The organism is Jidongwangia harbinensis (genome assembly GCF_020216025.1).
In the GTDB taxonomy this organism is placed as follows: domain Bacteria; phylum Actinomycetota; class Actinomycetes; order Mycobacteriales; family Micromonosporaceae; genus Actinoplanes; species Actinoplanes harbinensis.
Window position 1 is genome coordinate 175,180 of record NZ_JAIWNC010000002.1, and the last position, 14,922, is coordinate 190,101.

The following is a 14,922-nucleotide window of genomic DNA, read 5'->3' on the forward strand; positions in this document are numbered from 1 at the left end:
CATCGGATGATCGAGATCACTCGATGGGCCCACGCGACGCAGCGGGAGGTCACCGTGTCCGCACCCGACGAAGCCACCGAGACCCGGACCGACATCGACGGCGCGCTGCTCGGCGGCGCCACCTACCGCAGCCTCGGCGAACAACAGCTGTCACCGGCCGAGGAACGCTTCGAGCGCAACCGCCGTACCGTCGGGCTCTTCCTGGCGCCGCTCGTCGCGCTGATCTTCCTGGCCCTGCCGCTCGACCTGCCGCCCAGCCAGCAGACCCTGGCCGGGCTGCTGCTCGGCGTCATCGTCCTGTGGGTCACCGAGCCGGTGCCCATCCCGATCGGCGGCCTGATCGGCGTCGCCCTCGTGGTCATGATGGGCGTCGCCCCGGCCGCCGACGTGCTGGCGCCGTTCGGATCGTCCACCGTGTTCACGTTCATCGGCGCGTTCATCCTGGCGCAGGCCATGCTCAAGCACGGGCTGGCCCGGCGCTTCGCGTTCCGGGTGCTGTCGCTGCCCGGCGTCGGCCGCACCACACCGCGGGTGATCATCGCGTTCGGCGCCATCACCTGCCTGCTGTCCGCGTTCGTGTCGAACACCGCCACGGTCGCCATGCTGCTGCCCACCGCGCTCGGCATCCTCTCGGTGATCGCCAAGCTGATGCAGGACCGCGGGGTGGTCCGACCCGGCTTCGACCCGACCCGGTTGCGCGTCGGTGCCGCGCTGATGCTCATGCTGGCGTACGGCGCCAGCGTCGGCGGGCTGCTCACCCCGGTCGGCACGCCGCCCAACCTGATCGGCCGCGGGCTGATCGAGGAGGCCACCGGGGAACGCATCTCGTTCGCCCAGTGGATGGCCGTCGCGGCCCCGATCTGCCTCGGCATGTTCGTGATCCTCGCGCTCGTGCTGCTGCTGCTCAACAAGCCGGAGATCCGGCAGATCGAGGGCGTCGAGTCCTATGTGGTCGCCGAGCGGGCCCAGCTCGGGCCGCTGTCCCGGGCCGAGCGCAACACGCTGATCGCGTTCGGCGTCACGGTCACGCTGTGGATCGTGCCGGGCATCGTGGCGCTGATCGCCGGCAACGACTCGGCCGTGTACGAGACGGTCAGCGGCCGGCTCAACGAGGGCATCGTGGCCGTCTTCGGCGCGTCCCTGCTGTTCCTGCTGCCCACCGACTGGCGGCAACGCGAGTTCACGCTGAACTGGAGCGACGCCGCCCGGATCGACTGGGGCACGATCGTGCTGTTCGGCACCGGCATCATCTTCGGCTCGCTGCTCGAGGACACCGGCCTGGCCGAGCGGATCGGCAACAGCAGCGCCGACGCGCTCGGACTGTCCAGCATGTTCGCGGTCACCGCGTTCGCCGTGGTGCTGGCCATCGTCATCTCCGAGACCACCAGCAACACCGCGTCCGCCGCGGTGGTCGTCCCGATCATCATCCCGATCGCGATCGCCACCGGGAACGACCCGTTCGTGCCGGCCCTGGCCGCCACGTTCGCCGCGTCGTTCGGGTTCATGCTGCCGGTGTCCACCCCGCAGAACGCGGTGGTCTACGGCTCCGGCGTGGTACCGATCACCACGATGATCCGCTCCGGCATCTCGTTCGACGTCCTCGGCGCGATCCTCATCCTGCTGCTCCTGCCGCTGATGGTGGCCGCCGTGGGGATCGGATGACGGCCGTGCAGCGGATCGCGGTGATACCCGGCGACGGCATCGGCCGTGAGGTGACCGCCGCCGCCCGCGCGGTGCTCGACACGGTCACCACCCGGCACGGCATCGCCCTGGACTACGACGAGTTCGACTGGTCCTGCGAGCGGTACGCCCGGGACGGCGCGATGATGCCCCCGGACGGCATCGCGCGGCTGCGCCCGTACAACGCGATCCTGCTCGGTGCGGTCGGCTGGCCCGGCGTACCCGACCATGTCTCGCTCTGGGGTCTGCTGATCCCCATCCGCCGGGCCTTCCGCCAGTACGTCAATCTCCGCCCGATCCGGGTCTTCCCGGGCGTCGCCAGCCCGCTGCGCGACGCCCGGCCCGGCGAGGTCGACTTCGTCGTGGTGCGGGAGAACGTCGAGGGGGAGTACAGCGAGATCGGCGGCCGGCTCAACCGCGGCTTCCCGGACGAACTCGCCGTGCAGGAGGCGGTGTTCACCCGCGCCGGCGTGACCCGGATCGCCGACTACGCCTTCACCCTGGCCCGCCGGCGCCGGTCGTACCTGACCTCGGCGACCAAGTCCAACGGCATCGTGCACACGCTGGTGTTCTGGGACGAGGTGCTGGCCGAGCGCGCGGCCGGGTTCCCCGACGTCCGTTGCGACGCCGAACACATCGACGCGCTCGCCGCGAAGCTGGTGCTGCAGCCGCAGCGGTTCGACGTGATCGTGGCGTCCAACCTGTTCGGCGACATCCTCAGCGACCTGGCCGCCGCCGTCGCCGGCAGCATCGGCATCGCGCCGTCGGCCAACCTGGACCCGACCGGCGCGTACCCGTCGATGTTCGAGCCGGTGCACGGCTCGGCACCGGACATCGCCGGGCAGGGCGTGGCGAACCCGGTCGGCGCGGTCTGGTCGGCCGCCATGATGCTCGACCATCTGGGGCACGAACGGGCCGCGGCGGACGTCCTGGCGGCGATCGAGTCCTGCCTGGCGGCGCCGGAGACGCGGACCCGCGACCTCGGCGGCACCGCGGACACCGCGACGGTGGTGGCCGCCCTGCGGGACCGGCTGAGCGGGCCGGACCGCCGGTGAACCGCTCCGGTCCGGGCCGGCGTCAGCCGTACCGTTCGACCAGCGCGGCGCCGATCGAGGCCAGCCGGTCGCGCACACCCGGCGGGCCGGTCACCTCGAGCCACTCGACCAGCCCGGCAAGCTCGCCGGCGAGCGCGTACTCGTTGTAGCCGCGGATCACGACCTCGGCGCGGCCGTCGCTGGTGGCGCCGCCCACCACGAGCCGGTCGCCGAGCACCATCCGGAGCCGGCTCAGCGCGTGGCGCACGCATAGCGCCTGGATCTCGAGGGGCGTCCGCCGGCGTTCGACCTCGTCGGCGATCTCCCGCCAGCTCTCGGCGAGGTCGAAGTCGCGGGGCCGGTGCACGGGTTCGCCGGTCGGGTCGGCGGACGACACGCGGTCGATCCGGAAGGTCCGCCGGCCGGCCTCGGTGTGGGCGACGAGATACCACGACGGGCCCTTGGCGACGATGCCGAGCGGGTGGACGGTTCTGCCGGTTTCGGCGCCGTTGCCGTCGACGTAGCCGAGCCGCACCTGGACGCCCCGGATCACCGCGTCCTGGAGGTCGTCGAGGAAGCGTGGCACCGGGTGCTCGACCCGACTCGCCCCCCATCGTTGCGGGTCCCGGACCAGCGCCGACGCCGCCGCCTCGGCCTGCACCCGGAAGGGCTCCGGCAGGGCGTGGACGAGCTTGCGCAGCGCCGTCTTCACGGCCGGCGTCGCGGCCGAGGCCGGACCGGCCACCAGGAACAGGGCGCGGGCCTCACCCGCGGTCAACCCGGACAGGTCGGTGCGGGCGCCGCCGATGAGGCGCCAGCCGCCGCCCCGGCCCTGCAGGGAGTACACCGGCACCCCGGCCATGGCCAGCGCGTCCAGGTCGCGGCGGGCGGTGCGCTCGGAGACCTCCAGCTCCCGGGCGACCTCCGCCGCGGTCACCTGCTCACGCTGCTGCAGCAGCAGGAGAACGGCCACCAGCCGGTCGGTTCGCACGCCGGCAACACTGTCACAGAAAACCGGTCACGAGGTGACCGGTTTCGGTCGGCAGGATGGCGGCATCAGCTCACCGACGGGCCCGGCTACCCACGGCCGTGTCGGCCCGCACGCCGAAAAGATGGATAGGAAAGCAATGTTCGATTCAGCCGATTTTCCCGAGCCCACCCTCATTTCCGTCAACGGGGTGGAACTGGAGGTCTTCGAGGCGGGCCGACACCATCGGGGAAGGCCCATCGTGCTCTGTCACGGCTGGCCGGAACACGCCTTCTCCTGGCGTCATCAGGTGCCCGCCCTCGCCGCGGCGGGTTACCACGTCATCGTCCCGAACCAGCGGGGTTACGGCCATTCGTCCCGCCCGGCCGAGGTGACGGACTACGACCTGGAACACCTGTCCGGCGATCTCGTCGCCCTGCTCGATCACTACGGGTACGCGGACGCCACCTTCGTCGGTCATGACTGGGGCGCCATGGTCGTCTGGGGACTGACCCTGCTGCATCCGAAGCGCGTCAACAAGGTGATCAACCTGAGCCTGCCGTACCAGGAACGCGGAGCACGACCCTGGATCGAGGTCATGGCGGAGGTGTTCGGCGACGACTTCTACTTCGTCCACTTCAACCGCCGGCCGGGCGTCGCGGACGCCGTGTTCGACGAGGACCCCGCCCGTTTCCTTCGCAACCTGTACCGGAAGAACGTGCCGCCCGCGGAGCCTCAGCCGGGCATGGCACTGATCAATCTCGCCAGGGCGGAAACCCCCCTCGGCGAGCCCGTGATGAGCGACCGCGAACTGGCCGTCTTCGTCTCCGCGTTCACCTCGTCGGGATTCACCGGAGGCGTGAACTGGTACCGGAACCTCGACCGCAACTGGCACCTGCTGGCGGACGTGGACCCGATCGTCCGCCGGCCCGCTCTGATGATCTACGGCGCCCGGGACGCGATCCAGCGGTCCGCCGGCCTGACGGATTACGTGCCCCAGGTGGACGTGGTCAGTCTGGACTGCGGTCACTGGATCCAGCAGGAGATGCCGGACGAGACAACCCGGGCGATGCTCACCTGGCTGGCCCGGTGGGACGCCTGAAGCGCCGAACCCGATCCGGTGAATCGATCAGCTGCCCGCGGAGTGGGCGTCGGCAAGGGCCTCGCCGACGAGCCGTCCGGCGAGTTCCACGCAGCGCATCCGGGCGGGAGAGAAGTCGTACGGCATCTTGGTGATCGCGGTGGCGGCACTCATCTCTGTGCCCTCCGCTTTCAGGTCGGCGTCGTAGATCTCGAAGATCTTCTCCTCGGCCGCGTCGAGACCAGCTGCCTCGATGGCCTGATTCAGGGCCATCGCGTGAGCGCATCGCTGGACGGCGAGCTCGTCGACGCGGGGGTCGTCGGGTTCGACGCCGTCGTCGAGGGCGGCCTCGGCCGCCTCCAGACGGTCGTCCTCGGCCCGCAGGTCGGGGTGGGTGGCCAGCACGATGAACCTGCCGGCCTGGATGGCGGCGCCCAGCGGCCCGAAGATCCGTTCTGTGACCAGCAGGGCGTCCAGATCGGAGGGCCGCAACGCGCCCGGGGGCAGGTGGCTGAGCCGGTCCGTGACCAGTTCGGAGAGCAGCCCCAGCGGGCTGCCCACCGCCCGCAGGCGCTGGACAGCCGCGCGCCGGCGTTTGATGGCGGCCTCCTGCGCCGCCAAGGTTTCCTCCAGCCTGCTCAGGACCGACTCGATGTCCGGGGCCTGGTCCGGGGCTTCGTCTCCCGCTTCGTCCCGGGCTTCGCCGAAGGCGGCCCGCATGTCGTCCAGGCTGATACCGGCATCAGCCATCCTGCGGATCCACAGCAGGCGGATCATGTCGTCATAGCCGTAGCGGCGGCGGCCGTCCCCGCCGCGCTCGGGCTCCGGCAGCAGACCGATCTCGTGGTAGTGGCGGATGGCGCGTGGGGTGATCCCGGCGAACGCCGCGGCATCACCGATCTTGACCTGCCGGGGAGGCGTGTGGGAGGGGTACATCGCAGACAGAGCCTTTCGTGCTGTGGTGCCCCGACCCCACCACATGCCGCTACGGCATGTGCAACAGCCCAGCCAGGTGCCACCGCGGCCAGGAACACAGTCCTGCCGGATCGGCGAATGGTCAGGAATCAAGAAGCGCCCCCCGGCGCACCGCACATAGCGTGACCGTCGTCAAGGCACCCGCCCCGACTGCTCGTCCCCGAGGGAGAGATTCCGATGAACGGCAACAAATGGGTCCGGCAGATCCACCGCTGGCTGGCCATCATCTTCACGCTGACGGTCGTGGTCACCTCGGTCGCGCTGGCCCAGGAAGACCCGGTCGTCTGGGTCTCCTATCTGCCACTGTTCCCGCTGGCGCTGCTCCTGTTCACCGGGCTCTACCTCTTTGTCCTGCCGTACGCCACCCGGTGGCGCGGCGGGCGCCGGGCCAGTCCCGCGCGATGACCCCGCACACGGCCGTCGCGGAGCCGCAGGCCCCGGGTCCGCGACGGTGCGGATTCCGCACCGCTGATCACGTCACGCGCTGGACGGTTCGGTGAGCTGACCACACCTGTTCGATCCGGCTGTCCCGGAAACGGTAGAAGACGTGCTCGCCGAACGAAACCCGACGACCGCCCGCCTCGATACCGAGAAACTGCCGTTGCGGGGTGCAGCCGAACCTCAACCGGCACGCGACGTGATCGGTTGACCTCGTCGAGTTGTTCGCGCATTGCGTGCTCCTTTCCACCGTCACGATGGCACGCCCGGGCAGTGGAGGGACGGTGCGCGCGGGACGTGCCCAGCCGCGGCTCTCCACCCGGCGTGGTCGCGGCGGGTGATCCATGACTGCACACTCGTCCCGGCGTACCTTCAGTTAAGGGTTGAAGTCAGTCGAGCGTAGGAGACGCCGTGGACACCGTGTTGTGGATCATCGCCGCCGTGCTGGCGGTCGCCTTCGTCGCTTCCGGCGCCATGAAACTGCTCCGGTCCCGGGAGCAGCTGGCCGCGTCCGGGATGGGCTGGGCGCCGGAGTTCAGCGCCGGGACGGTCAAGCTGATCGGCGCGCTGGAGGTGCTGGCCGGGATCGGCCTGATCCTGCCGGCGTTGCTGGACATCGCCCCGGTGCTGGTGCCGCTGGCCGCCCTCGGCCTGATTCTGGTGATGATCGGTGCGGCGGTGGTGCACGCCCGCCGCAAGGAGTACCCGTTGATCGCGGTCAACGCGGTGCTGCTGATCCTGGCCGCGGTGGTGGCGTGGGGCCGCTTCGGGCCATACCCGTTCAGCTGACCGCGAGTTCGGCCGCCCGCGAGGAAGGCCCGCGAGGAACGCCGGTCCGGTGCGCCCGGTCGGGTGTCTCGCCGGCCGCTACCCGGCGTACGCGTGCAACCCGGCGATCAGCGCCGCCAGGCCGGCCTTGGCGTCGGCGAACAGCATGGCGGTCTTCGGGTCGGTGTACAGCTCGTTGTCGATTCCGGCGTAGCCGTGGCCCAGCGACCGCTTCACCACGATCACGCTGCGGGCCCGGTCCACGTCCAAAATCGGCATGCCGGACACCGGGTTTCCGGGGCGCCGGGCCGCCGGGTTCGTCACGTCGTTGGCGCCGACGACCAGGACGACGTCCGTACGCGCGAACTCGGGGTTGATCTCCTCCAGGTCCTTCAGCTCGGGGTACGGGGCGTTGGCCTCGGCGAGCAGCACGTTCATGTGGCCGGGCATCCGGCCGGCCACCGGGTGGATGCCGTAGCCGACCTCGACGCCCCGCTCGGTCAGTGCCTGCGCCAGCGCCACCACCTCGTGTTGCGCCTGCGCCGCGGCCAGCCCGTAGCCGGGCACGATCACCACCTTGCCGGCGTACGCGAGCTGGATGGCCGCGTCGTCCACGGTGATCTCGCGTACCGTGCCGTCGCCGGACACCGCCGCGCCGGGTGTGTCGTCGCCGGTGCCGAAGCCGCCCGCGACGATGGCGCCGATCGGCCGGTTCATGGCGTCCGCCATCAGCTTGGTGAGGATCGCGCCGGCCGCACCCACCAGTGCCCCCGCGATGATCAGCAAACTGCTCTCCAGGACGAACCCGGCCATCGCCACCGCGGTCCCGGTGAACGCGTTGAGCAGCGAGATGACCACCGGCATGTCGGCGCCGCCGATCGGCAGGGTCATCAGCACGCCGACGATCAGGGCCGCCGCCGCGATGCCGGTCAGCGCGGCGATCTCCGCCCGGCCGGCCACCACCAGCGCGGCCAGCCCGGCGGTGGCGGCACCGAGCAGCACGACGAGCAGGCGGCCGCCGGGTACCGCGATCGGACGGCCCGGCACCAGCCCGGCCAGCTTGCCGGACGCCACCAGGGACCCGGTGAACGTGACGCCGCCGATCAGCACGTCCAGCACCGCGGTGACGGTGATCTGCACCGGCAGCCGGCCGGTCAGGTCGCCGTGCCGCACCACCTCGCCCAGCGCGATCAGGGCCGCGGCGCCGCCACCGACCGCGTTGAACAGGCTGACCAGTTGCGGCATGGCGGTCATCCGGACCCGGCGCGCGGTGACCAGGCCGGCCACCGTCCCGGCCAGGACGCCCACGGCCAGCACGGCGGCGGCGACCGCGGTGATCTGCCGGTGCACCACCAGCACCACGGCGGTGGTGGCGACGGCGGCGGCCATCCCGGCGGCGGACAGCCGGTTGCCGCGGCGGGCGGTGGCGGGCGCGTTCATCAGGTGCAGCCCGATCACGAAGCAGGTGGCGCAGGCCAGGTACACCAGGTGCACCCAGGTGTCGAAGGCCGTCACTTGCGGAGCTCCGTCCGGGTGCGGAACATCGCCAGCATGCGGTCGGTGACCAGGTAGCCGCCGGTGACGTTCATGGCCGCGAACGCGGCGGCGACGAACAGCAGCACGTACCCGGTCAGGGTGGTCGTGGTGGCGGCGAGCAGCATCACGCCCACCAGGACCACGCCGTGCACCGCGTTCGCGCCGGACATCAGCGGGGTGTGCAGGGTGGCCGGCACCTTGCTGATCACCTCGAAGCCGACCAGCAGGCTCAGTACGAAGACGGTCAGGTCGGCCAGCAGCAGAGGGCTCACGATCCGGCCTCCCGGTTGTCGAGGGCGGTCCGGACGGCCGGCTGGACGATCTGGCCGTCGTGCGTGACGACCACGCCGGCCTGGATGTCGTCGGCCGGGTCGACGGTGATCACACCGTCGCGCAGCAGCGCGGGCAGCAGGGCACAGACATTGCGGGAGTACGCGGTGGAGGCGGCCTGTGGCACGGTGGCCGGCAGGTGCGCCGCCCCGATCAGGGTGACGCCGTGCGCGGTGACCACCGTCTGGTCGGGCACCGATCCGGCGACGTTGCCGCCGAGCGGGCCGGCCGCCAGGTCCACCACCACCGAGCCGGGCCGCAACGCCCGGACGGCCGCCGTGGACACCAGTTCCGGCGGGCGCGCGCCCGGCACCTGGGCGGTGGTGATCACCACGTCGAAGCGGGCGACCGCCGCGTCCAGGGCCTGCTGTTGCGCACGGGCCTCGGCGTCGGTGAGCCGGCGGGCGTAGCCACCGGCGCCGGTGGCCTCCGGTCCGGGTAGGTCGAGGACGGCGGCGCCGGTGGACGCGATGTCGGCCCGCGCGGCCGCCCGGACGTCGTACCCGGTGATCATCGCGCCCAGCCGCCGGGCGGTGGCGATCGCCTGCAGCCCGGCGACGCCCGCGCCGAGTACCAGCACCTGCGCCGGCCGGGTGGTGCCGGCCGCGGTCATCAGCATCGGGAAGAACCCGCCGTACGCCTCCGCGGCGACCAGCACGGCCTTGTAGCCGGCCACGTTCGCCTGGGAACTCAGCGCGTCCATCGCCTGCGCACGGCTCAGTGTGCGGGGGAGCAGGTCGAGGCTGACCGCGGTCACCTTCGCCTCGGCGAGCCGGCGGACCAGCGGCGCGTCGGTGAGCGGCGACAGGAGACCGGCGAGCATCCGGCCCTCGGGCAGCGCCCCGGCGTCCGGTGGCGGATGGATGCAGACCAGGATGTCGGCGTCCGCCAGCACCCGGGCCCGGTCGGTCACGGTGGCGCCGGCGGCGGCGTACCCCTCGTCGCCGAACCAGGCCGCCGCGCCGGCTCCCGCCTCCACCAGGACGTCGAGGCCGAGCGCCCGCAGGCGCCCGGCCCCGTCCGGGGTGAGCGCGACCCGGCGCTCCCCGGCGCCGGCCTCCCGGACGACGCCGACCGTCGTCATGCCGTCTCCGAGCGTCGGTGCGACCCTGCCATGGTTCCTCCCCGGTGCGGCGTCCGTGATCCCGAGGATGCGCCTCGGACGGGTCCGCACTCAAGGGGTTCCGTCGATGGTCCTGGCTAGAGCATGTGGACGACGTCGTCGGCGCTGAGCCGGGGCAGGCGGTCGGCCCAGGCGTCCGGGCCGGGCCGGCCGAGGTTGACCAGCAGCAGGGACCGCAGCCGACCGTCCGGGAAGAACTCGGCGTCCACCCCGGCCGGACGGAAGCCGGCCATCGGCCCGGCGGCCAGCCCGGCGGCCCGGACGCCGACGATGAAGTAACCGATCTGGACGGCCGCGTTGAACCGGGCCTGGTCCAGCCGCGCCGCGTCGTGCGCCGGGCCGGTGAAGTAGTCGCGGACGTGCGGCCGGTCCGGGTTCAGCCGGGGCAGGTGCTCGTGGAACCGGGTGTCCGCGGCCAGGATCGCGACCAGCGGTGCCGCGCCGGTCTTGGCGCGGTTGCCGGCGGACAGGTGGGGCAGCAGCCGCTCCCGGGCGGCCGCCGAGCGGATCAGCACGATCCGCAGTGGCTGGGAGTTGAACGCGGTCGGCCCGTACCGGATCAGCTCGTGCACGGCCCTGATCTGCTCCGGCGTGACCGGCTCGTCGGTGAACGTGTTCGCGGTCCGCGCGGACCGGAACAGCAGATCCTGCGCAGCGGGATCGAGCGCCAGCAGGTCCGGTGCGGACGGCCCGTTCGGTGCCGGGTCCTGCTCCGCGGAACGGCGGGTCCGGACCGTTGCCTCACCGCTCATGCGGCGAGGCGGGCGTAGCGGCCGTCGTGGTAGAGCAGCGGGACGCCGTCGTCGTGCCGGCCGAATTCCGGCTCGGCCAGCACCACCGCGTGGTCGCCGGTGGCCACCCGGTCGATCACCCGGCACAGCAGCCAGGCCAGCGTGCCGTCGAGCAGCGGCACGTCGTGCGGTCCGGGCCGCCACGCGGTCGGGCCGGCGAACCGGTCGATCCCGCTGGTGGCGAACCGCCGGGCCAGGTCCTGCTGGCCGTCGGCGAGCAGGTGCACGGCCACGTGGTCGGCGCGGGCCACGGTGGGCCAGCTGGAGGAGTCCCGGTTCAGGCAGAAAGACACGATCGGCGGGTGCAGGGACACCGAGGTGAACGAGGTGGCGGTGAAGCCGGCCGGGCGGTCGCCCGGTGCGGTCACCACGGTCACCGTGCTGGCCTGGTGGCGCAGCAGGCGGCGGAACTCGGTGACGTCGAGCGGGGCTCCGGGGTGCGGAGCCGGTAGCGGACCGGTGGTCAGGGTCATCAGATCCTCCGTGGGAGCGGGCACGGCGGCACGACCGGCGGTGGGTCGCCGGGTGCCTCGGCGGGTGGGACGGCCGCTACGTCGATGGAGGCGGCGGACGGGCCGGCGCCGGCCCGCATGGGGTGCGTGGGATTCTGCGCTGCGTCGGACGACTCAACAGGCGCAGGTGCACACCCGGAGGAAGTCGACGAAGCGCCGTCGGATGAGACGGGTGCTCCGGTTCATGCCAGCAACGTAACGTCGCGGCCGACGCCGCGTCACCGGCTTGTGACCCAGGACACATATAATTCCCATAGGCTAGGAGGGATATCCCCACCATGCTGCGTACTTAGGGGCACTAACCGGCAGGTAAGGGGGCTGAGGATTCGGCCGGCGCGGACGCCGGGCACCGCCCCGACCAGCCAGGACGCCGCATTCGGGACTCTCCGCGGTCGGTGCCGCACGGTGCGTCGCGGCGCGGTGTTGGTACAAAGCCGATGCGCCGGCCGCCACCGGCGCGTCCGCACCGTCGCCCGAGGAGAGTCTTCGTTGAGAGCGCCCCAGTCAGCCGCCGTTCTGATCAGATCGCTGGCGGTCGCCGTCGTGGTGGTGGGAACCGGTCTGGCGACCACCGGTCCGGCCGCCGCCGCACCGTCGGCCACCGTGGACTACGTGGCACTCGGCGACTCGTACGCGTCCGGCGTCGGGTCCGGGCCGGAGACCGGTGAGTGCCGGGTCACCGAGTACGCGTATCCGGCCCTCTGGGCCGCCACCGAGCCCACCGCGGTGAAGCTGACCCAGAAGGCCTGCAGCGGCGCCTCCTCGGCCGACGTGCTCGCCGACCTGGTGAGGACGCCCGACGCGACCAACCCGGTGAAGGCGCTCGACGCGGGGACCGACCTGGTGAGCCTCACCGTCGGGGCCAACGACCTGAACCTGGTCGACGCGTTGAAGACCTGCGCCGACACGAGCCAGGCGCAGGCGTGCGCCACCAAGCTGGCCGCGGCCGAGGCCGCGCTGACCACCACGTTCCCGGAAGACCTGGGCAAGACGTTGGCCGCGGTGAAGACGAATGCCCCGAAGGCGCGGATCGCCGTCGTCGGGTACCCGTTGCCGTTCGAGGACGTCGCCCAGTGCGCGCTGCCGCTGCCGAAGACGCTGCGCGACGCCGGCAACACCGCCGTGGCCGGCATCAACCGGGTGCTGGAGGCGCAGGCCGCGGCGGCCGGCGCCACGTTCGTGGACGTGGCCGCGCGGTACGCCGGACACGGCCTCTGCGGCACCGAACCGTGGATCGTCGGCCTGGCCGGACTGGCCAACAACACGCTGCTGCACCCGAGCCGGCTGGGTCAGGAGCGCGGTCAGCTGATCGCCTTCACCGAGAAGGTCGGCACGCCGGAGGAGATCCTCGCCTGGATCGCCGACCGGGACAAGCCGGCGCCGGTGCCGAGCGCGACGCCGACGCCGACGCCGACCACCACCGGCCCGGCCGCGCCGGACACCGCCGGTGGCACCGGTGCGGGTGACTCCGGCTCGGCGTCCGGCGGTCTGCCGGTCACCGGTACCAACGTCTGGATGCTCGCCGGCGTCGGCCTGGCGCTGCTGGTGGCCGGGGCGTTCGCGCTCCGGGTACGGCGGCCCCGCCGGGTCCGCGTCGTGTCCGAGTAGGCGCACGCAGCGCCGGCGGCCGGGTTCCCGGCCGCCGGCGCCGGCCCTGCTCCGGTCCGTGGCCGTCAGGCCCGGACCCCGGAAGCACGGCCCCGGCCGGCGTCCCCCGTCCGGCCGGGCCGTGCTTCCGCCGTGTCTCAGGCCGGCGGCGCGCCCCAGACCAGCGTGTCGCCCTCATACAGCGGCACACCCTGGTTCGGCCCGGCCGCCGCCCGGTACGACGGGTCGTCCGAGGGATCCCAGGTGCCGCCCTCGACCACGCCGATCTTGAGCTGGACCTCCATCCGGTGCGCCGACTGCCCGGCCGGCGCGATGGTGTACCCGGTGCAGTCCACCTCGACGTACCAGACGTCGCCGGCGTGCTGCTGTGCCGTGGTCGGCTTCGGGCAGCCCTGGGTGTACGGCGAGCTGACGGCCAGCGCCGCGTCCGAGTCGCGGGTGAAGTAGTACCGGAACTTGGCCGCGGTCAGTGCCCGGGCGGGGAACGCCGACTTGTTGTAGAGCATCACCTTGACGCCGGTGGAGCGCGTCTCGTTCTGCATCACCGTGGTCTCCACCGACAGCTCGGCGATGTCCGGCTGCTCCGGCTGCGGGAAGGTGGCCTGCGGTGCGCCGCCGTACTCGCCGTACAGGCGGGCGACCGCGGAGGTGAAGCCGGCGTTGTAGTCGGTGGCCACCTCGTTCATCACGTAGTCGGCGCGGCTGTCGGTGTACGCGTCGTTCGGCGCGGACGGACCGCCGACCAGCGCACCGTAGAGCACGTGCCGGGTCTGCTCGGGTACCTGCTGGCTGTCCCACCAGGAGCCGTGCGCCGTCCGGTGGTGCGGGTTCTTCGGCGGGTTCGCGCCGAAGCCGATCACGTAGCTGGACCGGCGCGGGTTGTCGCCGAGCGCGTAGTCGATCTGCTTGACCGCGAAGTCGTGGTACCGGGTCTTGCGGACCGCGTCGGTCAGGTGGTCGCTGTGCACCAGCGCCACGAACGCGGTGTTGGCCGCGTAGCGCAGCGCGCCCCAGGTGTCCACCACCACCATGCCGCCGGGGGAGGTGCGGACCTTCTCGCCGTTCACGCCCACGGTGAACCAGTCCAGCCAGCGGTTGGCGTCGTCCAGGTACTTCTGCTTGCCGGTCAGCCGGGCCAGCAGCACGTAGTTGCCGTACTGCTTGTTGTCCCAGGAGATCGTCCACTTGTACATCTTGGTGCTGGTCTGGTTCTCGTTGCCCTGCGCGTCGTAACCCGCCTCGGCCTTGGTCAGATAGGACGCCTCGCCGGTGGCGCGGTGCAGCCAGACCGCACCCCAGACCAGCTCGTCGGCGTACCCGCTCCAGGAGCGGTAGAACGACGTCACGTCGGTGATGCACTCGTGGTAGCTGCGGCGCACCGTGTCGGCGAACGAGTACAGCTGCCGGGCGTGGGTGAGCAGCGTGTCCGCGTACCCCGGATCGGTCGGCCGGAACACCATCGAGCTGGCCGCCATCGCGGCCGCCGTCTCCGCCGCCAGCTCGGTGCCCCCGCAGCTCGCATCGATCTTGTACGCCGGGCGGGCCATCGGCATGACCTCAGCCGGTCCCCACCACTTGTGGTCGTCGTCGCCCTTGCCCACCTGGCCGTACAGCACGTTCGGCGCGGGGTGCGCCTTGATGAAGTAGTCGTTCGGTACGCGCAGGTTGTTGAGCAGGTGGGTGAGCTGCCCGGAGTCGGCGTACGCGGCGCGGTTCTCCACCGCGCCCCAGGCCAGCATGGTGGTGGTGAACGCCATCGGCAGGCCGAACTTGACGTGGTCGCCGGCGTCGAACCAGCCACCGGTCAGGTCCAGGCCGGCGTCGGCGCCGTCGCGCAGTGCCGAGTCACCCCGCCAGGACACCCGGTTCCACTCCGGTTTGCGGCCGGCCACCTGGGCCTCGTAGAAGAACAGCGACTTCTGCAGCGCCTCGCCGTAGCTGTAGGCGGGTGCCGCGGCGGCGCCGGTGGGGGCCGGCACCACGAGCAGGCCGGCGCCGAGGAGCAGCGCGGCGAGGACGGTACGCGGGGAGGGCACGATGCGCTCCTGTCCGGGAGCCGCGGGCCACGTGAGGACGGCG

General features: G+C 72.0%; 15 protein-coding genes. 6 read left to right on the plus strand and 9 right to left on the minus strand.

All coding sequences use genetic code 11. The annotated features are described in order from the left end of the window. The first annotated feature begins 6 nt into the window (after positions 1–6). Positions 7–1,662, plus strand: coding sequence for an SLC13 family permease (locus LDL48_RS03330; RefSeq protein WP_225253474.1), 1,656 nt, complete (start codon positions 7–9; stop codon positions 1,660–1,662). A 5-nt stretch (positions 1,663–1,667) separates the two neighbouring features. After that, positions 1,668–2,735, plus strand: coding sequence for a tartrate dehydrogenase (locus LDL48_RS03335; RefSeq protein ID WP_372472036.1), 1,068 nt, complete (start codon positions 1,668–1,670; stop codon positions 2,733–2,735). 22 nt (positions 2,736–2,757) lie between these two features. On the opposite strand, the gene LDL48_RS03340 is transcribed toward LDL48_RS03335, so the two are convergent. After that, complete coding sequence (locus tag LDL48_RS03340) at positions 2,758–3,705, minus strand: helix-turn-helix transcriptional regulator (RefSeq protein WP_225253476.1); 948 nt, start codon at positions 3,703–3,705, stop codon at positions 2,758–2,760. 136 nt (positions 3,706–3,841) lie between these two features. Here LDL48_RS03340 and LDL48_RS03345 point away from each other — a divergent pair, with 136 nt between their 5' ends. Continuing rightward, on the plus strand, positions 3,842–4,783 hold the full coding sequence (locus LDL48_RS03345) for an alpha/beta fold hydrolase (RefSeq protein ID WP_225253477.1): 942 nt from the start codon (positions 3,842–3,844) through the stop codon (positions 4,781–4,783). Between the two features lie 27 nt (positions 4,784–4,810). Here LDL48_RS03345 and LDL48_RS03350 read toward each other — a convergent pair whose 3' ends face one another. Continuing rightward, entirely contained in the window at positions 4,811–5,743 is a 933-nt protein-coding gene (locus LDL48_RS03350; protein WP_225253478.1) for a MerR family transcriptional regulator, read from the minus strand. A 171-nt stretch (positions 5,744–5,914) separates the two neighbouring features. Between LDL48_RS03350 and LDL48_RS03355 the strand changes: the two genes are divergently transcribed. After that, a complete protein-coding gene (locus LDL48_RS03355; protein WP_225253479.1) occupies positions 5,915–6,142 on the plus strand; it encodes a hypothetical protein in 228 nt (75 codons plus the stop codon). Positions 6,143–6,209: 67 nt separating this feature from the next. On the opposite strand, the gene LDL48_RS03360 is transcribed toward LDL48_RS03355, so the two are convergent. Further along, positions 6,210–6,521 carry an ester cyclase gene (locus tag LDL48_RS03360; protein ID WP_225253480.1) on the minus strand — a complete coding sequence of 104 codons (312 nt, stop codon included), beginning with the start codon at positions 6,519–6,521 and terminating at the stop codon, positions 6,210–6,212. Between the two features lie 65 nt (positions 6,522–6,586). On the opposite strand from LDL48_RS03360, the gene LDL48_RS03365 reads away from it, so the two are divergent. Then, positions 6,587–6,964: a DoxX family protein gene (locus tag LDL48_RS03365; RefSeq protein WP_225253481.1), complete on the plus strand. Its 378-nt coding sequence runs from the start codon at positions 6,587–6,589 to the stop codon at positions 6,962–6,964. Between the two features lie 78 nt (positions 6,965–7,042). Here the strand turns inward: LDL48_RS03365 and LDL48_RS03370 are convergent, their stop codons facing one another. From LDL48_RS03370 to LDL48_RS03390, 5 genes are all read right to left on the minus strand, one after another. Beyond that, positions 7,043–8,458 (minus strand): NAD(P)(+) transhydrogenase (Re/Si-specific) subunit beta, encoded by a 1,416-nt coding sequence (locus LDL48_RS03370; protein WP_225253482.1) that lies wholly within the window; start codon positions 8,456–8,458, stop codon positions 7,043–7,045. Next, positions 8,455–8,751 (minus strand): NAD(P) transhydrogenase subunit alpha part 2, encoded by a 297-nt coding sequence (locus LDL48_RS03375; RefSeq protein WP_225253483.1) that lies wholly within the window; start codon positions 8,749–8,751, stop codon positions 8,455–8,457. Before LDL48_RS03375 ends, LDL48_RS03370 begins: the two co-directional genes overlap by 4 nt. Beyond that, positions 8,748–9,893 carry an NAD(P) transhydrogenase subunit alpha gene (locus LDL48_RS03380; protein ID WP_225253484.1) on the minus strand — a complete coding sequence of 382 codons (1,146 nt, stop codon included), beginning with the start codon at positions 9,891–9,893 and terminating at the stop codon, positions 8,748–8,750. Before LDL48_RS03380 ends, LDL48_RS03375 begins: the two co-directional genes overlap by 4 nt. A gap of 116 nt (positions 9,894–10,009) precedes the next feature. Beyond that, positions 10,010–10,684, minus strand: coding sequence for a malonic semialdehyde reductase (locus LDL48_RS03385; protein ID WP_225253485.1), 675 nt, complete (start codon positions 10,682–10,684; stop codon positions 10,010–10,012). Beyond that, positions 10,681–11,196 carry a flavin reductase family protein gene (locus LDL48_RS03390; RefSeq protein ID WP_225253486.1) on the minus strand — a complete coding sequence of 172 codons (516 nt, stop codon included), beginning with the start codon at positions 11,194–11,196 and terminating at the stop codon, positions 10,681–10,683. Before LDL48_RS03390 ends, LDL48_RS03385 begins: the two co-directional genes overlap by 4 nt. Positions 11,197–11,724: 528 nt before the next feature. Between LDL48_RS03390 and LDL48_RS03395 the strand changes: the two genes are divergently transcribed. Then, positions 11,725–12,843 (plus strand): SGNH/GDSL hydrolase family protein, encoded by a 1,119-nt coding sequence (locus LDL48_RS03395; protein WP_225253487.1) that lies wholly within the window; start codon positions 11,725–11,727, stop codon positions 12,841–12,843. Between the two features lie 137 nt (positions 12,844–12,980). Here LDL48_RS03395 and LDL48_RS03400 read toward each other — a convergent pair whose 3' ends face one another. Beyond that, entirely contained in the window at positions 12,981–14,879 is a 1,899-nt protein-coding gene (locus tag LDL48_RS03400; RefSeq protein WP_443667665.1) for a glycoside hydrolase family 9 protein, read from the minus strand. Positions 14,880–14,922: the final 43 nt, after the last annotated feature.

What these genes read in the sequence shown, in the direction of transcription:
- LDL48_RS03345 (WP_225253477.1), top strand. Translation starts at nt 3,842, where the DNA reads ATGTTCGATTCAGCCGATTTTCCCGAGCCCACCCTCATTTCCGTCAAC.
- LDL48_RS03390 (WP_225253486.1), bottom strand. Translation starts at nt 11,196, where the DNA reads ATGACCCTGACCACCGGTCCGCTACCGGCTCCGCACCCCGGAGCCCCG.
- LDL48_RS03360 (WP_225253480.1), bottom strand. Translation starts at nt 6,521, where the DNA reads ATGGATCACCCGCCGCGACCACGCCGGGTGGAGAGCCGCGGCTGGGCA.
- LDL48_RS03350 (WP_225253478.1), bottom strand. Translation starts at nt 5,743, where the DNA reads ATGTGGTGGGGTCGGGGCACCACAGCACGAAAGGCTCTGTCTGCGATG.
- LDL48_RS03330 (WP_225253474.1), top strand. Translation starts at nt 7, where the DNA reads ATGATCGAGATCACTCGATGGGCCCACGCGACGCAGCGGGAGGTCACC.
- LDL48_RS03380 (WP_225253484.1), bottom strand. Translation starts at nt 9,893, where the DNA reads ATGACGACGGTCGGCGTCGTCCGGGAGGCCGGCGCCGGGGAGCGCCGG.
- LDL48_RS03385 (WP_225253485.1), bottom strand. Translation starts at nt 10,684, where the DNA reads ATGAGCGGTGAGGCAACGGTCCGGACCCGCCGTTCCGCGGAGCAGGAC.
- LDL48_RS03355 (WP_225253479.1), top strand. Translation starts at nt 5,915, where the DNA reads ATGAACGGCAACAAATGGGTCCGGCAGATCCACCGCTGGCTGGCCATC.